A 20,325-nucleotide genomic window follows, 5' to 3' on the forward strand; every position below is an offset into this window, starting at 1 on the left:
ATTAAGGGTTTAAGATGGTTCTTAATTTTGTTTTAACCCTGCTCAGCTTTACCCTTGCATTTACTTCGGAAATTCCCAAAGTTTCGGCTATCTCGGAATAATCTTTGTCTTCCAGATAAAGGAATACCAAAGCTTTGTCAATATCGCCCAATTGTTTGATTGCATCGTACATCAATTTTAATTGCCTTTCTTCGGTATCGTCGTACTCTTTGGCCTTGATTCTGTGCACAACAGAGTCATAATCTTGGGTCTTGACTCTTTTCTTGGATTTTCTGTACAATGTAATCGCTGTGTTCAGCGCAACTCGGTACATCCAAGTGCTAAATTTGGCATCGCCCCGAAACTTTGGGTAAGCTTTCCAAAGCTGTATCGTGATTTCCTGAAACAGGTCGTTGTGGGAATCCTTGTCGTTGGTGTACAGGCTGCACACCTTGTGGACAATGTTCTGGTTGTCCTCAAGTTCCGTCACAAAACGATGTTCCAGTTCTTTATTCACTAAAAGGTTGGTAAGGGTGCTTTATTTATTGATAAGTATGCATAAAGCGTTGTTTGTTACAAAACCAGCGCTTTTATTTTCTATAATCCAATGCTGGCGGTCTGTTTCCGAGCATAGGAATATATTTAAAGTCTTTGCCTCGTCTTTCAATCAACTCTTCCTTGGCAGCTTCCACCACTTTTGGATTTTTAAAAATATCCATTGCGGTCAACGTCAATGTTTTTGCTGCGACCATCATTCCTTTGGTTCCGATGCTCATACCTCCTGCGGCAACGGCTTGCCAGCTGTGGGCAGGTGTTCCCGGAACCCAGGTTGCAGTTCCCAAACCAGCTGTTGGAACGGTAAAACTTACGTCACCCACGTCGGTAGAACCAAATGCTTGTGCTACTTCTTTAAAGGGTTGAATATTTTCAGCCGTTGCAATGTCCAAGGTTTCTCTTCCTAAAGTTTTAGAGATTTTTTCAGCAAATTCTTTTTCCTCTGGAGTGTAAGTTACCCCACCAACTTTGGTCAAGTTTTCGTGCATCATGCGCTGAATGGTCAAGTTGGGTAACAGTTCGTGGGTTCCACCGATCATTTCATACTCCATGGTTGTACCTGTGCCCATTGCAGCACCTTCGGCAGCTTTTACAATTCTGTCGAACACATCCATAACAACATCTCTTGTGTTGTGTCTTGCATAATAGTACACTTCGGCAAAATCAGGAACCACATTTGGTGCCTTACCACCATCCGTGATTACGTAGTGAATTCTTGCATCTTCAGGAACGTGCTCTCTCATCATGTTCACCATGGCATTCATGGCCTCTACACCGTCAAGGGCAGAGCGTCCCATTTGAGGTGCGGCAGCGGCATGGGCTGAAACCCCGTGAAATCTAAATTTGGCCGATTTATTGGCTAAGGCAGCACCGGCACTAGCGGCATTTGCTGAGCCAGCATGCCAATGAAGGGCAATATCCACATCGTCGAAAACACCTTCACGAACCATATATACTTTCCCAGAGCCACCTTCTTCGGCTGGACAACCATAAAAACGGATGGTACCTTCAATCTTGTTGTTGGCCAACCATTCTTTTACAGAAATGGCGGCAGCCGTTGAAGCTGTACCAAATAAATGGTGGCCACATGCATGGCCGGCAGCGGCTCCTGCAGATTGTTTTTCTGGAACAGCTTGTTGGGAAAGTCCGGGCAAGGCATCATACTCGCCTAAAATGGCAATAACCGGAGATCCTGAACCGTATTCGGCCATAAAAGCAGTTGGAATTCCTGCAATGCCTTTTTTGATGGAAAAACCAGCATCGGCCAAGGTTTCTTGTAAAAGCGCCGAACTTTTTTCTTCTAAGTAGCCCATTTCGGCCAAGTTCCAGATTTCATGGGCGATTTCGCCATATTTTTCTGTTTTGGCATCCAAAGCCTTAATAACATCGGCCTCTTTTTTTTGACCTACCATAGTTGATGCACCAAATAGTAAAAGGGCACCTAATGGGAGAATTTTTTTCATTGTATGGAGTTTTTTTGAGTTAGGCGCTAAATATACTAAAAAACCCTACCTAACATGTTATGCCCTGCATGGGAATACGTAAATTTGTCAGCATGTCAAGCATGAACATTCCGCAGTCAAGTTATCCCCGAGTTGTGATTATCGGTGGTGGCTTTGGGGGCATTGCCCTAGCTAAAAAATTAAGTAACAAAGATGCCCAAGTAGTGCTTTTGGACAAGCACAACTATCATAATTTTCAACCTTTATTGTATCAGGTCTCCACAGGGGGTCTGGAACCGGATTCCATTGCCTATCCCATCCGTAAGGTTTTACAGGGTTACCCCAATTTTTATTTTAGGTTGGCGAGTGTGAAGGAAGTGGATACCGAGAAGAAACGCATTAAAACCAATATCGGAGAGATGTCTTATGATTATTTGGTGATTGCTACGGGCTCTGAAACCAATTACTTTGGTAATAAAGGCATTGAAAATTATGGGATGGCCATGAAAACCATTCCGCAGGCTTTGAATTTGAGAAGCTTGATTTTGGAAAATTTTGAACAGGCCCTTCTTACCGATAATTTACACGAACGAGAAGCCCTTATGAACTTTGTCATTGTTGGAGGTGGCCCAACTGGCGTGGAATTGGCAGGTGCCTTGGCTGAGATTAAAAAAGGGATTCTTCCTAAAGACTATCCCGATTTGGATACCCGTAGAGCGCAAATCAACCTGATCCAGAGTGGCGATAGAATTTTACCAGCTATGAGCGAACAGGCATCTGAAAAGGCAGAAAAGTTCTTGGAGAGATTGGGCGTTAATGTTTGGAAGAATATTCGTGTGACGGATTATGATGGAAAATTGGTGAGCACTGATTGCGATACTGTTTTTAGAGCAGCAACCTTGGTTTGGGCAGCTGGGGTTAGGGCTGTAGGTATTAAAGGTTTAGATGCCGAACATCTTTTGGCAAGAGGTAACCGGTTAAAAGTTGACCAGTTTAACCAAGTTCAAGGTGTAGCTGGTGTTTTTGCCATTGGCGATGTGGCCCAAATGGAGACCGAGGATTTTCCTCATGGACACCCGATGATGGCACAGCCCGCCATTCAACAAGGAAGAAATTTAGGAGAAAACCTTATTCGGTTAATTGATGATGTACCCATGAAACCGTTTAAGTATAGGGATAAGGGAAGCATGGCGACAGTGGGAAGAAACAAAGCCGTGGTTGACATGAAGAATATTAGATTTCAAGGAGTTTTTGCCTGGTTTGTTTGGATGTTCGTACACCTTTATTTTTTAATTGGATTTAGAAATAGGGTGGTGGTTTTTATCAATTGGGTGTACAACTATATTCGCTTCGACAGGGAAGCTCGATTGATTATCCGTCCTTTTAAAACGCAGAATAAGGTAGAGCGGGATACCCTCAAACAAGATTGACCTAAAGGTTAATTTTCTCTAAATTAACATGGGCGTTGGAATAAACATGGTAACTTCATTGTCAAACACTTACCATGTTAAAACTGCAACATTTCCATATTGTGCTACTCGTGCTATTGGGTCACATTAGCTACGGGCAGGCTTCAAGCTCCGAAGAACCTGAAGATGCTTCTTTTTTGTATATAGAGGGTTTTACCTATCCATCATTTAACGATTTGGACCATTATGGTTGGTTTCGAATCAATGGTAGAATTTGGGAAAACACCGAAATTGGAGTCGGGGGTGAACATTATAGAAGATGGGGAGCAGATAGGCTCAAATTGGCAGCTAGGATAAAACAGCAAATTAACGAGACCACAAGTCTAATTGGCGGGTATCAGCAAGAGTGGGATTTGTACAATCAGGGTAAAGGCTATCCAAATCCGGTACCCAGGCAAGAAATTTTTGTAGGGCTGGAAAAGGAGATACGCCCCAATATGCTTATGGATATTAAGTTGGTGCAGCCGTTGGGCACCTATGACTTTCATAGTTTAGGTTTGGAGAATGTGAATACCCGAATTGAATTGGGAACTCGGGTAAAATTTTAATCTCCTATTTTTCTGGGATGATATCTTTCCAATACTTCAGTGAGATGTTTTCGGTTCACGTGCATGTACACCTCGGTGGTGGTGATGCTCTCATGGCCCAACATTTGCTGAATGGCCCTAAGGTCTGCCCCATTTTCCAGTAGATGGGTTGCAAAAGAGTGTCGAAAGGTGTGTGGGCTAATGTTCTTTTTCAATCCGATTTGTTCGGCCAAACGTTTAATGATGGTGAAAATCATGGCGCGGGTCAATTGTTTCCCCCTTCTGTTGAGAAACAGAAAATCTTCATGTTCTTTTTGAATGGAAAGGTGTACCCGAACTTGATTTTGGTAGATGTTAATATACTTTTTGTTGACATCACTAATAGGTACAAAACGTTGCTTGCTTCCCTTTCCCATCACCATAATAAAATCTTCATCAAAAAATAGGTCAGATAATTTAAGGTTCACCAATTCCGAGACTCGCAGTCCACAGCCATATAAAGTTTCCAATATAGCCCTGTTGCGTTCTCCTTCTGGCTTGGAAAGATCTATAGCGCTAATCAATTCATTTATTTCATCCACCGAAAGCGTGTCCGGAAGTTTTCGACCAATTTTTGGGGTTTCAATCAAATCCATAGGATTGTCCTCCCGGTAATCTTCAAAAACCAAATAGTTGAAAAAACCTTTTAGACCCGAAATAACTCGAGCCTGCGTACGAGGATTTACCGTTTTGGCAATGTCATAAATAAACTGTTGAACCGTCTCTCTATCTATTTTAATGGGCTTTTCCTCAATCTGATGCTCGTCTAGGTACTGGGCTAGTTTTTGTAAGTCCAAAGTATAATTGACAATGGAGTTCTTGGACAGGCCGCGTTCAATATTAAGATAGTTTCTGTAATCGTTAATTGCCTGTTCCCAGTTCATAGGATAAAGATAAACACATTATTTCATCAAAATTAAACTGTGATCGGGCATTGGTCAATTCAAAACCCACATTCGTCAAACGGTGGAAGCAAAAATGCACGTAAAAGGATATTTTCACCCACGAATAAAAACAAGTGCGCCGCCATAGGATTCTTTGTAGGATTTTTATTGCAGCTAGTACACTAATACCAGATTGAATGCGTTTGGCTTTAGTAAAACTTTAACAATGAAGAAACAGATTTTATTAGCAGTACTAGTAGTTATGGCCTTTGGTGTATCGGCAACGGCGCAACAAGTAGATCGGAGTAGTTTTAAAGCAGGCGTATTGGCAGGTATCCCAGTAGGTGATTATTCAGATGCCTCGAGCTTTGCTCTTGGGTTGGATTTGGCGCATCATTGGGGAGTTTCTGAACTCTTCGATTTAGGACTGGCCAGTGGCTATATCCATGCTTTTGGTGACTCCGAATCCTATTTTGATGGTGCAGTTGTAACCTCATTTGAAGATTTTCAATTTATTCCAGTAGCCGGTGCCATTAGAATGTACCCAACCTACGATTTTAAATTGGGCGCCGATATCGGTTATGCCGTGGGTGTGAATGAAGGAAATGATGGTGGATTTTATCTTCGACCCAGTATCGGATATAATATTACGGGCAATACGGAATTGAATGCGTCTTACATCAATGTAAGCAACGATGGCACTAGCTTTTCCATAGTCGCCCTAGGACTTTTGTTCTTGTTTTAAAATAAATAATACAGCTGTTATAACCCCAATTCGCACAGCAAACGAATAAACTTAACCACTTAATTAAAACAACATGAAAAAATTACTATTTGTTGTAGCATTTGCTATGCTGGGGTCAATAACTGTTAAGGCACAGACCAATTATCGGGCGGCCCTTGGTTTGGGCATTGACCTTATGTATGAGGGTACCTTTTTTGGAGCCACGGGAAAATACTTTTTCTCCGATAACCATGTAGGGCAAGCCGATTTTCTATTGGAAGATGGTGGTACTTTGGTGACTTTTTTATACTCGTATCACAATCAAATTGTTGGGGCTAGAGGTTTGCGATGGTATGCTGGTGTTGGACCAAGTATTGTCTTTGTAAAGGATTTTGATAACATTTTTGCGCTTCGTCCGCATTTAGGATTGGATTTTAAAGTAAACGGAGTTCCCTTTGTGGTCAATTTTGATTGGCGACCAGCCATTGCACTTAGTGAAACTTGGGGCAATGAAATAGGGGCCTTTGGCTTTGGAATGCAGTTTGCCTTTGATTAAAAAAGTATATTGAAATAGTAAAAGGGCGGAAATACTCCGTCCTTTTCTTTTTATTGTATTTTTGATTGCATGAAACTAATGATCATCAATGGCCCTAACTTGAATTTATTGGGCAAAAGAGAACCCGAAGTGTACGGAAGTACCACTTTTGAGGACTATTTTGAAACCTTGCAGCAAAAATTTCCACAAGTGGAGTTGGAGTATTTCCAGTCCAATATTGAAGGGGAAATTATTGGAATGATTCAGGACGTTGGGTTTAGTTATGATGGGATTATTTTGAACGCTGCTGCCTATACGCACACTTCGGTGGGTATTGGCGATGCAGTCAAAGCAGTTTCAACTCCCGTGATTGAAGTGCATATTTCCAACACGCACAAACGCGAGGAATATCGCCACGTTTCCTATATTTCATCAGGAGCAAAAGGGGTAATCCTTGGCTTTGGACTCCAAAGCTATGATTTGGCCATTCAGAGTTTTCTAGGCTAAATCTTTCAAATATTTTTTATCGGCATAGAACGTCCCAAAAGGTAAAAGGGATGCCACAAAGAGCACCAAGAACCTTTTTAGGCCCCATTTGCGCTCCCAGCAAAAAACTACGGCCACAACCACGTAAAGAATAAATAAAATTCCATGTGCCATACCCACAACTTGGTTGGGTTCGGCAATATCTGCCCAATGTTTTAACGGCATGCTCATGCCAAACAATAACAAATAGGAAATACCTTCTAAAATGGCGGTGGCCCTAAAAATTTTAAGCATCTAAATGATTATAGGTGGATAACTTCATCGTAGGCATCTGCCACAGCTTCCATAACCGCTTCACTCATGGTTGGGTGAGGGTGAACTGCTTTTAGGATTTCGTGCCCAGTGGTTTCCAATTTTCTGGCAACAACGGCTTCTGCAATCATATCGGTAACACCAACACCGATCATGTGGCAACCTAACCACTCACCGTACTTGGCATCAAAAATTACTTTTACAAAACCATCAGGGGTTCCAGCTGCCTTGGCTTTACCACTTGCAGAGAATGGGAATTTACCAATCTTAAGCTCGTATCCTTTTTCTTTGGCCTGTTTTTCCGTCAAACCAACAGAAGCTATTTCAGGGATGCAGTACGTACATCCTGGAATATTTCCATAATCCAAGGCCTCTACATGCATTCCAGCGATTTTTTCAACGCAAAGAATACCTTCGGCAGACGCAACGTGGGCCAAAGCTTGACCCGGAGTTACATCACCAATGGCATAATAGCCAGGGATATTGGTTTGGTAGTAATCATTTACCATAATTTTATCTCTATCCGTGGCAATTCCAACATCTTCCAAACCGATGTTCTCGATATTGGTTTTGATACCTACGGCAGACAATACAATGTCAGCTTCCAAAACCTCTTCGCCCTTGGAGGTTTTTACGGTGGCTTTTACGCCATCACCTGAAGTATCCACTTTTGTAACTTCAGCAGAAGTTTTGATTTTCACCCCTGTTTTCTTAAAGCTACGCTCCAATTGCTTGGAAACATCCTCGTCCTCAACAGGAACAATGTTTGGCATGTATTCCACAACAGTAACTTCTGTGCCCATGGAATGGTAGAAATAAGCAAATTCCATTCCGATGGCTCCACTACCTACCACAATCATTTTCTTGGGCTGCTCTTTTAAGGACATGGCCTCACGGTAACCGATTACCTTTTTACCATCTTGGGGTAAGCTTGGCAATTCACGGCTACGTGCACCAGTTGCAATAATAATGTGGTCGGCAGTATATTCAGTGGTTTCCCCACTTTCTGCTTTTACCTCAACTTTTTTGCCGGGCTTTACTTTTCCATATCCATTTATGACTTCGATCTTGTTTTTCTTCATCAAGAATTGAACTCCCTTACTCATTCCCTCGGCTACACCACGGCTTCTTTTTACAACTGCATCAAAATCGTGGTCAACATTTTCTGCACTTAGACCATAATCTCCGGCATGCTTCAAATATTCAAAAACCTGAGCAGATTTTAGAAGTGCTTTTGTTGGGATACACCCCCAATTTAAACATACACCACCTAAACTTTCTTTTTCAATAATAGCGGTTTTAAAACCCAATTGGGAGGCTCTGATAGCGGTTACATATCCACCTGGTCCACTTCCCAAAACAATTATATCGAACTTGCTCATTAGATTTTTATTTTAATAGTTAGATTCGAAGCATAGCTTTATGCTAGGCAGGTGCAAAAGTACGGAAATCATACTCCAAATCCCAAGGTGAAAAATTCAAAAATCGAAGAGTTTGTGAAAATAATGGGTGGAATTTTGTTTGAGGGAAAAAAGCAGATATTGTTTTTATTCTTCCTCTGAGGAAAAATCCATGCTCACAGAATTGATGCAATATCTCATGCCTGTGGTTTCGCGTGGTCCATCGTTAAAAACGTGTCCCAAATGGCTACCACAATTGGCACAAACCGTTTCGGTACGGATCATACCGTGCGAAGTGTCTCGAATGTACTCAATGGCACCTTCAACGGCCTCATCAAATGAGGGCCATCCGCATCCACTTTGAAATTTATGTTCACTTTCGAACAATTTGGCCTTGCAGGCCTTGCAGTGATAGTCTCCGTTTTCAAAATGAAGGTCGAATTCTCCTGTGTGCGGTCTTTCGGTTCCTTTTTGTCGCAATACGTAATATTCTTCGGCGGAAAGTTGCTCTTTCCATTCGCCCTCAGTTTTTGTTACACCGTATTTTTTATCCATAATAGCCTTTGGGTTGGTTCTTACTTATTGTCCGCTACAAAATCAAGTGCAGCACCATTAATGCAATGCCTTTTACCGGTGGTGTTTCGCGGTCCATCGTTAAAAACGTGCCCAAGATGTCCACCGCATGTGGCACAATGCTCTTCGGTTCGGGCAACGCCAATTTTGTAGTCCACATCAAAAGCTACATTGCCTTCGATTTCCCTGTCAAAGCTTGGCCATCCACTGCCCGATTCATATTTGTATTCACTTCTGAAAACCGGAGTGCCACAACCGGCACAAACATAAGTGCCTTTTTCCTTAATATTCAACAAATCGCTGGTAAAAGCACGTTCGGTACCTGCCTTGCGTAGCACAAGGTATTCCATTTCCGAAAGTTCAGCCTTCCATTCAGCGTCGGTCTTGTTAACTTTGTAAGCGGTTTCTTTTTGGGTTTTCTCTTTCTTTTCTTTTTCTTGTGAATTGCCCTTGCAGCCTACAAAAACTACAAGTGCAATCAATAGCAATCTTTTTCCCATGTTTCGACTTTTTATGAGTAGACGTAAAATTGATCGGTTCCTTTCAAAAATAAGCACAAAAAAAGTCCCGTCGAATGGAACGGGACTTTTCCTTTATGTTATCTGAAATTAGTTGAGGTCTAACTTCATGATCTGTCCTTCATTAATGTTCAAGGATGACATTACACTTTCAAAATTGGCAGTGTCCAAATCATTGGCTTCTGCATATTCACTTGGAACAAATACAATCCTGAAAATTTGGTCATCGGTAAAATCGGTGCTCAAGAAAGAAAGGTCGAAATTTCCATCTATAAACAATTCCAAATCCACAAAAGTGTGCTCAAACACATATTGGATGGTTCCTGCTTCCAAGAAATAATTTTGTGGAATTTGACTCCATAGGTCAGCTTCGCTACCATCATTCAAAGTAATGGAGCCTGCCCATCGGTACACCAAAACAGCATCAGATTCGAAAACCTCAAAATCGGTAATGTCGGAGAAATTGATCAATGTGCTAAAAAGATTGGCGCCAGCATCGTATCCAAAGTTCACACCCTCCACTTCAACTACCTGGCCTTGGATGCCGTCTGCACCTGGTATACCTTGGGGTCCATCGAATCCGGGAGGGCCTTGTGGGCCTTCACAGGCGGTTAAAAATAAAACTAAGACTACGCCTAAAATTGTACTAAATTTATTCATGATTTTGGATTTTTGATTTGTTTTTGTTTTCACTGTTTTGGATGAAAATCAAAAAGCGTTCCATTTTTTAAAATTACTTGATTTCGCTGGTAAAAGCCCAATTCAATATCGGATTCTTAATTAAAGATGTGTATTATTGTAAGAAACAAATTCCTCAGATATGTCCAAGGTAGTCCCGCATAGTTTTTTTACTGATTTTGATATTGACCTTTTTAAAGGAGGAAAACATTTTAGGCTCTACAATAAACTGGGTTCTCATCTAACCGAAGTTGATGGGGTTAAAGGCACCTACTTTGCGGTTTGGGCCCCATCGGCCAAATCTGTTAGTGTTATTGGCGATTTTAACCAATGGAACGAGTCCGAACACCAACTGAAGGTCCGTTGGGACAGTAGTGGAATCTGGGAGGGTTTTATTCCAGGGGTGGATAAGGGAACCAAGTACAAATACAAAATACATTCAAATAACAATAATGTTTGGACGGAGAAGGCCGACCCGTTTGCCCGTTTTTGCGAACAGCCACCCAAGACAGCCTCGTTGGTTTGGGAGGACAAGCATAAATGGAACGATGAGGCTTGGATGGATACCCGAGAAACCATTAATGGATTGGACAAACCATTTTCTGTGTATGAGGTGCATTTGGGGTCCTGGAAAAAGAAAAATGGCTGGGAATATTTAACATATCTGGAATTGGCCGATGAATTGGCTGATTATGTGGAGGAAATGGGATTTACCCACGTGGAGTTTATGCCGGTGATGGAATTTCCGTTCGACCCTTCTTGGGGGTATCAAATCACAGGCTATTTTGCCCCAACATCCCGTTTTGGAAAACCTGAGGACTTTAAAGTTTTGGTGGATAGACTCCACCAAAAGGGAATCGGTGTGATTTTGGATTGGGTGCCATCCCACTTTCCAGAAGATGCCCACGGACTTGGCTTTTTTGATGGTTCACACCTCTACGAACATCCCGATAGAAGAAGAGGATACCATCCCGATTGGAAAAGCCTCATTTTTAATTATGGCAGAAACGAGGTTCGTGCGTTTTTGATCAGCAATGCCATTTATTGGTTAGATCAGTTTCATATCGATGGACTCCGTGTAGATGCGGTGGCCTCGATGTTATATTTGGATTATTCGAGGGAAGACGGCGAATGGGAACCCAATATGTATGGCAATAACGAAAACTTGGAGGCCATGTCCTTTTTGCGGGAGATGAACCAGGAAGTCTATGCAAGTTATAGAGGCGTGCAGACCATTGCCGAAGAATCAACAGCCTTTGCTGGAGTTACCAAGCCCGTTCATTTTGGTGGATTGGGTTTTGGGATGAAATGGATGATGGGCTGGATGCACGATACCTTGGAGTTCTTTAAAAAAGAACCTATTTATAGATCTTATGACCTAAGTGATATCACTTTTAGCATGACCTATGCCTTTACCGAAAACTTTATGTTGCCCTTTTCGCATGATGAGGTGGTTTATGGTAAAAATTCCTTGTTGTATCGTATGCCAGGGGATGAGTGGCAACGTTTTGCCAATTTGAGATTGCTTTTTGGATATATGTTTACGCATCCCGGAGGTAATTTGCTATTTATGGGGGGTGAGTTTGGTCAATCATCCGAATGGAATTTTCTGGAAAGTCTACCTTGGCATTTAACGCAATACGATTTTCATTCCGGAATACAAAAGACCATTAAGGATCTGAACCAAATGTACAAAGCCAATCCTGCACTTTATGAAAAACAATTTAGCCAAGAAGGTTTTGAATGGATTGAGTACAACGACACCGAAAATACAGTGATATCCTATATTAGAAAGGGGAACGACCCTAAAGACGATTTGATCATAGCCTGTAACTTTACCCCGGTACCCCGAGAAAATTATCGGATAGGGGTGCCCAAAACTTCCAATTTAAAATTGGTGTTCAATAGCGATGACAAAAGGTATTCTGGAAGTGGAATAGGCAAGAAAACTATGAAGCCTTCGCAAACGGCCTGGAACGGATACGACCAATCTGTAGTAATGACCCTACCTCCCTTGGGCGTTGTTGTGTACAAATAACACATACGATAACGTTGTAGTTAATTGCTTTTCATAACATATGTTTCATTATTCGGGCTTTTGTATTTCTTTTGTGATTCTCAACTGATTAAGTATGATTACTAATACTGAAATAGAAAAAAGAGGGAATCTGTTCCCCAACCATATAGTAGATTTTAAGCAAGAGAACGAAAAGCTGTATTTCACGACCCAGAACGGTGTGATTTTACAACTAACCATCTTGCGGGATAGTGTCGTGCGATTCCGATATGCCACCGAACTGGTTTTTGAACCCGATTTCTCGTACGCCTTGAGTGATGATGTTAACCTCGGGTATAACAAACTTGAAGTAACGGACGAGATTCCGGAATATGTGATTACCACTTCCAAGCTCAAAATTTATATCAAGAAGTCGAACCTGAAGGTGCAGATTGCCAATTTGGACGATGTAATTTTGAACGAGGATGAACTGGGATTCCATTGGGAAGAGAATTTCGATTACGGTGGAAATGTGGTAAAGATGAGCAAGGTGAGCCATTCTGGGGAAAGCTATTACGGAATGGGCGATAAGGCCTCTCATACCAATCTTAAAGGAAAAAGGGTAAACAACTGGGTAACCGATTCTTACGCCTATGGAAAAGATCAAGAACCGCTGTACAAATCCATTCCATTTTTTGTTGGGCTAAAAGAAAACCAATCCTACGGAATATTTTTCGATAACTCGTTCAGTACTTATTTCGATTTTGCCAACGAAAAGCGAAACGTGACCAGTTTTTGGGCCGACGGTGGTGAAATGAACTATTACTTTTTCTACGGTCCACAAATGAGCAAAGTAGTGGAAAGCTACACCGATTTAACAGGTGTGCCCGAATTGCCACCTTTATGGGCCTTGGGTTTTCACCAATCCAAATGGAGTTACTATCCCGAAAAAAAGGTAAGGGAGGTCGCCGATGGATTTAGGGAAAACGAAATTCCTTGCGATGCCATTTATTTGGATATCGATTATATGGAAGGCTTTAGATGCTTTACATGGAACAATCGATATTTCCCAAATCCGAAGAAAATGATTGAGGAAATGGGGCGGGAAGGTTTCAAGGTAATTACCATGATCGACCCGGGAATAAAAATAGACCCAGATTATTGGGTGTACCAGCAAGCAATGGATAATGGGTTCTTTTGCCGAAGAGCCGACGGGCCCCATTTTAAGGGAAAAGTATGGCCAGGAGAATGTAAGTTCCCCGACTTTACCAATCCAGAAGTTCGGGAATGGTGGGCCGAACTTTATAAAGAAATGATAGCCGAATTGGGCGTAGCGGGGGTTTGGAACGATATGAACGAACCTGCCATTATGGAAGTTCCGACCAAAACCGCCAATTTGGATGTGCGTCACGATTACGACGGGCATCCCTGTAGTCATAGAAAAGCACACAATGTATATGGAATGCAAATGGTTCGGGCCACTTTCGAAGGGGTGAAAAAGTTCACCTTTCCCAAAAGACCTTTTGTGTTGACTAGAGCTGCCTATTCCGGTACGCAACGGTATTGCGCTACTTGGACAGGGGATAATGTGGCCACTTGGGAGCATTTATGGATTGCCAACGTACAGATGCAGCGCATGTGCATGAGTGGTTACTCCTTTGTAGGTTCCGATATTGGAGGATTTGCCGAGCAGCCCAATGGAGAACTTTTCGCCCGTTGGATTCAGTTGGCAGTGTTCCATCCATTTTGTAGGGTCCACTCCAGTGGCGACCACGGCGACCAAGAACCCTGGTCGTTTGGGGATGAGATCACAAATATCGTAAAGGAATTTATTGAGTTGAGGTATCAATTGTTGCCATACCTCTACACCATGTTCTACAAATACATCAAAAACGGATTGCCCATGTTACAGTCTTTGGTGTTTTATGATCAAGAAGATACCCAGACCCATTTCCGTACCGATGAATTTATTTTTGGTGAGAAAATGTTGGTATGCCCAGTGCAAGAACCCAATGCCCAAGGTAGAAGAATGTATTTTCCAAAAGGAAATTGGTACGATTACTGGACGGATGAGTTGATGTCGGGCAGTGTTGAGCGTTGGGTCCCCGCAGAAATTCATCGCGTACCTTTATTTGTGAAAGAGGGAGCCATGATTCCTAAATATCCAGTGCAACAATATGTGGGGGAGAAAGAAATCACTGAATTGGCCATGGATGTTTACTTTAAGGAGGGAACCGAGAACTCCGAAGTATATGAGGACCAACAAGATGGTTACGATTATAAAAAAGGACGATTCAGTCTTCGTAAGTTTAGGTTGACGGGTAAAGAGAACGAGTTGATCATTCAACAGTTTAAAGATGGAAATTTCATAACGCCATACGAGAAGATTAAAATGTCTTTTCATGGATTACCATTTAAAATAAGTGTTGTTGAAGTGGATAATGAGGAAGTTAACCTTAAGGATATTAAATTGAATGGAAATAACTCCATTGTAGTCAGCAAGGATTTCACAGAACTCCATATCATTGGAAAATAAATTTTGTAATTTTCATTTACAAAAACATTGACATCACTATGAAAAGAATATTTCTTACCGCTGCTATTTTTATTGCGGTCGTGTCTTGTAAAACCAATCCATTTACAGGAAAGAGCACGCTTAATTTTTATTCGAACAGTCAAATGTTCCCAACTGCTTTTGCCCAATACGATCAGTTTTTGGAAGAAAACAAGGTGGTCAAGGGGACTTCCGATGCCCAAATGATCACCAAGGTTGGGCAGCGCATTGCATCTGCCGCAGAACGTTGGTTGACTGCCAATGGTTATCCAGGTTATTTAAAAGATTACCAATGGGAATATAATCTGGTTCAAGATGAAACCGTAAATGCGTGGTGCATGCCCGGAGGGAAAATCGTTTTTTATACTGGGATTCTCCCCATTGCCCAAGGGGAAACAGGGATTGCCGTAGTGATGGGACATGAGGTGGCTCACGCGTTGGCCGATCATGGAGCACAGCGTATGAGTGCCGGAACCATACAGCAGATTGGTGCGGTGGCAGGTAATGTGGCCATTCAAGATGAACAGACCAGAGGCTTGTTCAACCAAGCCTACGGTGTCGGCTCAAGTGTTGGTGTAATGCTTCCTTTCAGTAGAAGTCATGAAACCGAAGCAGATAAAATTGGACTTCAGATTATGGCCATTGCAGGGTATAACCCAGATGAAGCTGCTGAACTTTGGAAGCGTATGAAGGCTGCGGGTGGACAGGCACCTCCAGAATTTTTGAGCACCCACCCTTCCAACGATACAAGAATCAATAATTTGACCGCGTGGGCTCCAGAAGCCAAGGAAGAGGCGAAAAAATTTGGAGTAACCTCATTCAACTAAAAAATAAACACATTTGAAATGTCATTTCGAGCTTAACGGGAACCTCTTTTGATTGGAAGGGTTTTCCAGGCTTCCGGAATGACATTTTTTTATAGAAAAACATATGGTACAGGTTTTGGCGGCCAAGGGCAGTAAAAAATTATTGAATGCATGGGCTTTTTATGATTGGGCCAATTCGGTGTACAGTTTGGTGATTTCTTCCGCCATATTCCCCATTTTTTATGGAGCCCTTTTTCGTGCAGCAGGGGTAGAAAAGGTTGCCATGTTCGGTGGTGAAATTGCACGTGCCCCATTGATCAGTTACGTCACTTCTTTGGCCTTCGTTTTTATCGCCATAATTACCCCATTGGTTTCAGGTGTTGCCGATTATTTGGGCAACAAACGAATGTTTCTTAAGTTTTTCTGCTATTTAGGGGCCGTTTCATGCATTGGGCTTTATTGGTTCTCTTTGGAGAATATCTATTTTGGTTTGCTTTGTTATTTCTTCGGATTGGTTGGTTTTTGGGTCAGTTTTGCCATCAATAATTCCTATTTGCCGGACATTGCTTATCCTGAACAACAAGACAACATTAGTGCCAAGGGATTTTCACTTGGTTACATCGGTAGCGTATTGCTTTTGGGAATCAACTTATGTATGATCCTATTTTTGTCGCCCGTGGTCAAAGAATCCATGGGAATTGAAGAAATCAACGGGCAACCCATCGAGATCATGATGATGAAGTACAGCTTCATTATGGTGGGTTTGTGGTGGGCTTTATTCAGTCAATATACCTTTAAGCACCTCCCCAAAGGTTATAAGAGGGAAGGAGAGCGCCATCACATCATTCTAAATGGATTTAAAGAATTGAAAAGTGTTTGGCATCAGTTAGGGGAAAATACGCGCCTAAAACGATACTTGGGCGCATTCTTTGTGTACAGCATGGCCGTACAGACCATCATGCTGATCGCCACTTTTTTTGGAGAAGAAGAAATAGCTTGGGGTTCGGATGAATTTCGCCAAATTGGATTGATTGCCAGTATCTTGATCATTCAACTAATTGCTATTGGCGGCTCCTACCTTACAGCCTACCTTTCCAAATTAATGGGTAATATTAGAACCTTGATTTGGGTGAATGTATTTTGGGCAATACTTTGTATTTATGCCTATTTTTTACAGACCCCTACTGACTTTTTTATTGCCGCCGCCCTTGTTGGTGTGGTGATGGGAGGAATTCAGGCTTTATCGCGTTCCACGTATTCCAAATTTTTGCCCGAAACTACCGATACCACTTCCTTTTTTAGTTTTTATGATGTGGCCGAAAAAATCGGAATCATCATTGGAACATTTCTGTATGGTGTTGTGGCCCAGTTTACGGGGAGTATGCGCAATAGCACCGTCTTCTTGGCCATATTCTTTTTAATGGGTATCTTTTTACTGGCGAGAGTCAATAAAAAGAACTAAACAAATGAAAAACAAACTACTTATTGCCTTATCCATTTTTTGGATGGGAACAGGATTTTACGCCCAAAAAAGTCTTCAGGAGCGACTTGGTTATGCCCAAGATGATAAACTGCTCATTGTCCACGCAGATGATTTGGGAATTACCCACTCTGTGAACCAAGCTTCATTTAAAGCTATGGAGGAGGGGGCGGTTAGCAGTGCAAGTATTATGGTACCCACACCTTGGTTGCCCGAGGTGGCAGCTTACGCCAAAGCCAATCCTGATCACGATATGGGAATTCATCTCACTTTAACGAGCGAATGGCAATTGTTGCGCATTGGTCCGGTGGCCTCCCGTTCCGAAGTTTCCAGTTTGTTGGATGAAAACGGTTATTTCTACCCAGATTGCACAGCGTTATGGGAGCATGCAAAAATAGAGGAGGTTGAAATAGAATTACGGGCACAGATTGATAAAGCGTTTGCCATGGGAATCCATCCCACCCATTTGGATAGTCATATGGGGTGTTTGTTTTCTACAGACAACCGTTACTATGAATTGTATACGCGATTGTCCAAAGAATATGGAATTCCAGCCATGGTCAACCATCAAATTAAACAATTGGGTGGAACCGACATGGCAGAGCCACCAGTGGTCATCAATCAAATTTATGGGGCAGGAACCGAAGATTTTGATAAGGATGCCATGGGGAACTATTATGCGGATACCTTAAAGGCATTGGAACCAGGATTGCATGTGATGATCATTCATTGTGGGTACGATAATTTGGAAAATCAGGGCATGTCGTTCGAACATCCCTACTGGGGTGCCAAATGGCGGCAAGATGATTTTGATTTTTTCACCAGTGAGGAATGCACCCAAATTTTAAAGGAAGAAAATATTCATTTGGTCACTTGGAAAGAGATCGGAAAATTATTGAAGAAATAAAAAAATGCCCTGAGTCGATCAGGGCATTTTTTCGTTTTTTGATTGTTGGTAAACTCCTCTAGCTTATCCTTTGGTAATATCTCCGGAACCGGAGGATTTGGATTTGATCTTCGTTGGATTGCCACGATAATGAATGTCTCCAGAACCGGAAACTTTGGCGTCAATCGATTCGTTGGCGGTTACTCTTATATCGGCAGAACCACTAATGGTCGCTTTTACATTGTCAGCCTCTAATTCATAAGCTTTAATATCGCCGGAACCTGCAATGGATACTTCAAAATCTGTGGTTTTTCCCGAAAGGTTGATGTCTCCGGAGCCAGCTAGGGAAGCATCGATGCTTTTGGCCTCAACCATTAGGGTTATATCCCCAGAACCGGCAAGATTGGTACTGAAATCATTGGTTTTAATGGTGGTTTTCCCAACAATATCCCCAGAACCCGCCAAGCTTACCGCATCAATGGATTCAACGGGCACTGTGATTACAATACTGTTGTTCCAATTGGAAGGCTTCAGGTTGACACCCTTTTCAGTTTTAATGACCAATTTGCCATTTTTTACCTCGGTTTCGATGTATTCCAATAAATTGGATTCCCCTTTTAGGGTCAATTGGCCCTCATTGCCCGATACGATTTCCACATCGAACCAACCGGCCAATGCCACTGCATCATAGTCGCCCACGGAACGCTCAATGGTAACCACATCGCCATTCCCTCTTACTTTTTTGCCCCATTGGGCGCTAGAAATTGCAACAGTACATAATGCCAATCCTAGAGTGATGAATTTTTTCATGTTTTTGTGTTTAAATTGTTTTTTGAATTGATGTTAATTTTGATAGAATGATATACCTCCGTAATCACTGGTGATGCTCACCTTATTGCCAGAGTTTGGCTTTCCGTAATAGCCTTTGTAATATTTTTCACTGGACTTCTCCCGGCTGATGTTGATCTCGAAATCGTCTTTTCCGCTTACACCGGCATAATCGGTTGAAATTTCAAAATCAAAGTTATAACCTGGGTCGTAACCAATTTTTATGCCTGTGTAGTCGGTCCTGATTTCCACATTGCCGGCATCGGGTGCCAAACGCTCTATTTTAATGGAACCATAATCGGAGTTGATGGCTACATTTCCATGGACAGTGCCCAGTTTCACACCAATATAATCTCCATTTCCATTCACATTGTTCACTTCCTTGGCTTCAATGGAACCATAGTCGCTCGAATATTCCAAGTTCTCCATTTGATTGATCACCCCATTGGTGTAATCTGCCTTTATGGTCAAGCTGCCCGCTTTTTCAATGGTAAAACCAGAGTAATCGGACATGATTTCGGCGCTGTTGATGTACTCAAAAGTGGAACGGGAAGTGTAATCGAACCGTAATTCGTTGTTTCGACCGTGCAATTCGCCAATGTCCATTTTACCATAATCACACTTAATTTTGGCATGGCCATCAATACGGTCCAAGTAAATATTTCCGTAGTCGTTATTGAGATTTACACTGTTCTTGATAGGTAATTTAATGGTATAATTGACCTGCACACTGACGCTTTTACGTTTGCCCCAGCCCCAGTTCCAACCACTGTTTTTGTTGCCAAAATCGGTTCTGGCCGATACCATGCTGGAACTGTTCTCAAAATCTATGTTGATTTCGTTCAAGCGTTCTTGAACTCTATCTTCGTCGTTTCCGTTGGTTTTAATTTGTACCTCTATCACCACTCGGTCTTCGTTCCAAGAGGTTAGGTTGAGGCTACCATAGCTATTGCTCACTTTTAGGAGCGCATCCGAATTTACATCGAACTCTTTTTTAATGGTTTTTTCTTTGGTGTACTTGCCGTTCAGCTTGTCCATGATTGGATTTGCGTTAATGGCTATCGGAATCAAAGCCAAGGCGAAAAGGATGTACTTAAATTGTAAAGCTTTCATCATTTTGGGATTTTAAATTTTTAATATTTTCTATTTGGCTCAAAACTTCTTTTAATAATTCGATTCGGGTTTGGAAATTGGTGATCATCGCACTCATGATCATTTTGCTGTCGCCACCATTGATCAGGTCTTCCTCCATTCCTTTATAGTCATTTTCCAAGCGGTGCAATTGTGCCAAGGTGTCATCCACCAACTTTGCCGTTTCGGGCGACTTTTCGTCTTGCAACAATTTCACTTGTTGTTCAATAAGGTTGGCAAAGTAGAATTGGCTTTCGGAAATTTCAGGGGCCATTTCCACAACTTGTTGCTCAATACTGGGCTGCGGTGCCAAAAACTGATATCCCAAGAGGGCCACCATGGCCACCGAAGCGGCAATGGAAAGTGGTTTCCACCAATTTCTTTTTTTGTTGGGCAGGGCAATGGCGCCTTGCGATTGGTTCAATTTGTCCAAGAACCGTTGTTGGTGTCCCATTTGTGGTTCTTCCACATCGAACTCGCCCTGTAACCTATCAAACAAATTATCTAAACTATCCTTCTTCAT

At 42.0% G+C, this 20,325-nt stretch carries 21 protein-coding genes; 10 read left to right on the forward strand and 11 right to left on the reverse strand.

Going from position 1 to position 20,325, the window contains the following annotated elements:
- Position 1 precedes the first annotated feature (1 nt).
- Both ABT310_RS11200 and ABT310_RS11205 read right to left on the reverse strand, forming a co-directional pair.
- Positions 2 to 496: an RNA polymerase sigma factor gene (locus ABT310_RS11200; RefSeq protein ID WP_375323976.1), complete on the reverse strand. Its 495-nt coding sequence runs from the start codon at positions 494 to 496 to the stop codon at positions 2 to 4.
- A gap of 73 nt (positions 497 to 569) precedes the next feature.
- The gene (locus ABT310_RS11205; protein ID WP_375323977.1) at positions 570 to 1,997 is read right to left on the reverse strand and encodes an amidohydrolase; all 1,428 of its coding nucleotides are present in this window, start codon (positions 1,995 to 1,997) and stop codon (positions 570 to 572) included.
- A 101-nt stretch (positions 1,998 to 2,098) separates the two neighbouring features.
- Between ABT310_RS11205 and ABT310_RS11210 the strand changes: the two genes are divergently transcribed.
- Together ABT310_RS11210 and ABT310_RS11215 are read left to right on the forward strand one after the other, a co-directional pair.
- The gene (locus tag ABT310_RS11210) at positions 2,099 to 3,406 is read left to right on the forward strand and encodes an NAD(P)/FAD-dependent oxidoreductase (protein ID WP_375326177.1); all 1,308 of its coding nucleotides are present in this window, start codon (positions 2,099 to 2,101) and stop codon (positions 3,404 to 3,406) included.
- Between the two features lie 74 nt (positions 3,407 to 3,480).
- Positions 3,481 to 3,993, forward strand: coding sequence for a hypothetical protein (locus tag ABT310_RS11215; protein WP_375323978.1), 513 nt, complete (start codon positions 3,481 to 3,483; stop codon positions 3,991 to 3,993).
- Here the strand turns inward: ABT310_RS11215 and xerD are convergent.
- Positions 3,990 to 4,895, reverse strand: a complete 906-nt coding sequence (gene xerD, locus ABT310_RS11220) for a site-specific tyrosine recombinase XerD (protein ID WP_375323979.1) — start codon at positions 4,893 to 4,895, stop codon at positions 3,990 to 3,992. The genes ABT310_RS11215 and xerD overlap by 4 nt on opposite strands.
- 226 nt (positions 4,896 to 5,121) lie before the next feature.
- Between xerD and ABT310_RS11225 the strand changes: the two genes are divergently transcribed.
- From ABT310_RS11225 to aroQ, 3 genes are all read left to right on the forward strand, one after another.
- Complete coding sequence (locus ABT310_RS11225) at positions 5,122 to 5,640, forward strand: hypothetical protein (protein WP_375323980.1); 519 nt, start codon at positions 5,122 to 5,124, stop codon at positions 5,638 to 5,640.
- A 73-nt stretch (positions 5,641 to 5,713) separates the two neighbouring features.
- A complete protein-coding gene (locus ABT310_RS11230) occupies positions 5,714 to 6,175 on the forward strand; it encodes a hypothetical protein (RefSeq protein WP_375323981.1) in 462 nt (153 codons plus the stop codon).
- Positions 6,176 to 6,244: 69 nt separating this feature from the next.
- Positions 6,245 to 6,661: a type II 3-dehydroquinate dehydratase gene (aroQ, locus tag ABT310_RS11235; RefSeq protein ID WP_375323982.1), complete on the forward strand. Its 417-nt coding sequence runs from the start codon at positions 6,245 to 6,247 to the stop codon at positions 6,659 to 6,661.
- Here aroQ and ABT310_RS11240 read toward each other — a convergent pair.
- The 5 genes from ABT310_RS11240 to ABT310_RS11260 form a co-directional block, all read right to left on the reverse strand.
- Complete coding sequence (locus ABT310_RS11240; protein ID WP_375323983.1) at positions 6,653 to 6,934, reverse strand: DUF3817 domain-containing protein; 282 nt, start codon at positions 6,932 to 6,934, stop codon at positions 6,653 to 6,655. The genes aroQ and ABT310_RS11240 overlap by 9 nt on opposite strands.
- A gap of 8 nt (positions 6,935 to 6,942) precedes the next feature.
- Positions 6,943 to 8,334: a dihydrolipoyl dehydrogenase gene (gene lpdA, locus ABT310_RS11245; RefSeq protein WP_375323984.1), complete on the reverse strand. Its 1,392-nt coding sequence runs from the start codon at positions 8,332 to 8,334 to the stop codon at positions 6,943 to 6,945.
- A gap of 165 nt (positions 8,335 to 8,499) precedes the next feature.
- A complete protein-coding gene (gene msrB / locus ABT310_RS11250) occupies positions 8,500 to 8,907 on the reverse strand; it encodes a peptide-methionine (R)-S-oxide reductase MsrB (RefSeq protein WP_375323985.1) in 408 nt (135 codons plus the stop codon).
- 20 nt (positions 8,908 to 8,927) lie between these two features.
- Entirely contained in the window at positions 8,928 to 9,425 is a 498-nt protein-coding gene (msrB, locus tag ABT310_RS11255; protein ID WP_375323986.1) for a peptide-methionine (R)-S-oxide reductase MsrB, read from the reverse strand.
- Positions 9,426 to 9,533: 108 nt separating this feature from the next.
- The gene (locus ABT310_RS11260; RefSeq protein ID WP_375323987.1) at positions 9,534 to 10,103 is read right to left on the reverse strand and encodes a collagen-like protein; all 570 of its coding nucleotides are present in this window, start codon (positions 10,101 to 10,103) and stop codon (positions 9,534 to 9,536) included.
- Positions 10,104 to 10,263: 160 nt separating this feature from the next.
- Between ABT310_RS11260 and glgB the strand changes: the two genes are divergently transcribed.
- From glgB to ABT310_RS11285, 5 genes are all read left to right on the forward strand, one after another.
- Positions 10,264 to 12,159, forward strand: a complete 1,896-nt coding sequence (glgB, locus tag ABT310_RS11265; RefSeq protein ID WP_375323988.1) for a 1,4-alpha-glucan branching protein GlgB — start codon at positions 10,264 to 10,266, stop codon at positions 12,157 to 12,159.
- A gap of 94 nt (positions 12,160 to 12,253) precedes the next feature.
- Entirely contained in the window at positions 12,254 to 14,653 is a 2,400-nt protein-coding gene (locus ABT310_RS11270; RefSeq protein WP_375323989.1) for a glycoside hydrolase family 31 protein, read from the forward strand.
- A 38-nt stretch (positions 14,654 to 14,691) separates the two neighbouring features.
- Complete coding sequence (locus ABT310_RS11275; RefSeq protein WP_375323990.1) at positions 14,692 to 15,498, forward strand: M48 family metallopeptidase; 807 nt, start codon at positions 14,692 to 14,694, stop codon at positions 15,496 to 15,498.
- Positions 15,499 to 15,601: 103 nt separating this feature from the next.
- The gene (locus ABT310_RS11280) at positions 15,602 to 16,939 is read left to right on the forward strand and encodes an MFS transporter (RefSeq protein WP_375323991.1); all 1,338 of its coding nucleotides are present in this window, start codon (positions 15,602 to 15,604) and stop codon (positions 16,937 to 16,939) included.
- 4 nt (positions 16,940 to 16,943) lie between these two features.
- Complete coding sequence (locus ABT310_RS11285; RefSeq protein WP_375323992.1) at positions 16,944 to 17,864, forward strand: polysaccharide deacetylase family protein; 921 nt, start codon at positions 16,944 to 16,946, stop codon at positions 17,862 to 17,864.
- Between the two features lie 63 nt (positions 17,865 to 17,927).
- On the opposite strand, the gene ABT310_RS11290 is transcribed toward ABT310_RS11285, so the two are convergent.
- Genes ABT310_RS11290 through ABT310_RS11300 form a run of 3 tightly spaced genes read right to left on the reverse strand, consistent with a single transcriptional unit; the run spans position 17,928 to position 20,325 of the window.
- Positions 17,928 to 18,653 carry a head GIN domain-containing protein gene (locus ABT310_RS11290; protein ID WP_375323993.1) on the reverse strand — a complete coding sequence of 242 codons (726 nt, stop codon included), beginning with the start codon at positions 18,651 to 18,653 and terminating at the stop codon, positions 17,928 to 17,930.
- Positions 18,654 to 18,686: 33 nt separating this feature from the next.
- Positions 18,687 to 19,784 (reverse strand): hypothetical protein, encoded by a 1,098-nt coding sequence (locus tag ABT310_RS11295; protein WP_375326178.1) that lies wholly within the window; start codon positions 19,782 to 19,784, stop codon positions 18,687 to 18,689.
- A complete protein-coding gene (locus tag ABT310_RS11300; RefSeq protein WP_375323994.1) occupies positions 19,765 to 20,325 on the reverse strand; it encodes a hypothetical protein in 561 nt (186 codons plus the stop codon). Before ABT310_RS11300 ends, ABT310_RS11295 begins: the two co-directional genes overlap by 20 nt.

Source organism: Flagellimonas cixiensis (assembly GCF_042134615.1).
Classification (GTDB): domain Bacteria; phylum Bacteroidota; class Bacteroidia; order Flavobacteriales; family Flavobacteriaceae; genus Flagellimonas; species Flagellimonas cixiensis.

Coding starts and splice junctions, on each gene's coding strand:
- ABT310_RS11205 (WP_375323977.1), bottom strand. CDS start 1,997: ATGAAAAAAATTCTCCCATTAGGTGCCCTTTTACTATTTGGTGCATCA.
- ABT310_RS11210 (WP_375326177.1), top strand. CDS start 2,099: ATGAACATTCCGCAGTCAAGTTATCCCCGAGTTGTGATTATCGGTGGT.
- ABT310_RS11215 (WP_375323978.1), top strand. CDS start 3,481: ATGTTAAAACTGCAACATTTCCATATTGTGCTACTCGTGCTATTGGGT.
- xerD (WP_375323979.1), bottom strand. CDS start 4,895: ATGAACTGGGAACAGGCAATTAACGATTACAGAAACTATCTTAATATT.
- ABT310_RS11225 (WP_375323980.1), top strand. CDS start 5,122: ATGAAGAAACAGATTTTATTAGCAGTACTAGTAGTTATGGCCTTTGGT.
- ABT310_RS11230 (WP_375323981.1), top strand. CDS start 5,714: ATGAAAAAATTACTATTTGTTGTAGCATTTGCTATGCTGGGGTCAATA.
- aroQ (WP_375323982.1), top strand. CDS start 6,245: ATGAAACTAATGATCATCAATGGCCCTAACTTGAATTTATTGGGCAAA.
- ABT310_RS11240 (WP_375323983.1), bottom strand. CDS start 6,934: ATGCTTAAAATTTTTAGGGCCACCGCCATTTTAGAAGGTATTTCCTAT.
- lpdA (WP_375323984.1), bottom strand. CDS start 8,334: ATGAGCAAGTTCGATATAATTGTTTTGGGAAGTGGACCAGGTGGATAT.
- msrB (WP_375323985.1), bottom strand. CDS start 8,907: ATGGATAAAAAATACGGTGTAACAAAAACTGAGGGCGAATGGAAAGAG.
- msrB (WP_375323986.1), bottom strand. CDS start 9,425: ATGGGAAAAAGATTGCTATTGATTGCACTTGTAGTTTTTGTAGGCTGC.
- ABT310_RS11260 (WP_375323987.1), bottom strand. CDS start 10,103: ATGAATAAATTTAGTACAATTTTAGGCGTAGTCTTAGTTTTATTTTTA.
- glgB (WP_375323988.1), top strand. CDS start 10,264: ATGTCCAAGGTAGTCCCGCATAGTTTTTTTACTGATTTTGATATTGAC.
- ABT310_RS11270 (WP_375323989.1), top strand. CDS start 12,254: ATGATTACTAATACTGAAATAGAAAAAAGAGGGAATCTGTTCCCCAAC.
- ABT310_RS11275 (WP_375323990.1), top strand. CDS start 14,692: ATGAAAAGAATATTTCTTACCGCTGCTATTTTTATTGCGGTCGTGTCT.
- ABT310_RS11280 (WP_375323991.1), top strand. CDS start 15,602: ATGGTACAGGTTTTGGCGGCCAAGGGCAGTAAAAAATTATTGAATGCA.
- ABT310_RS11285 (WP_375323992.1), top strand. CDS start 16,944: ATGAAAAACAAACTACTTATTGCCTTATCCATTTTTTGGATGGGAACA.
- ABT310_RS11290 (WP_375323993.1), bottom strand. CDS start 18,653: ATGAAAAAATTCATCACTCTAGGATTGGCATTATGTACTGTTGCAATT.
- ABT310_RS11295 (WP_375326178.1), bottom strand. CDS start 19,784: ATGAAAGCTTTACAATTTAAGTACATCCTTTTCGCCTTGGCTTTGATT.
- ABT310_RS11300 (WP_375323994.1), bottom strand. CDS start 20,325: ATGAAGAAGGATAGTTTAGATAATTTGTTTGATAGGTTACAGGGCGAG.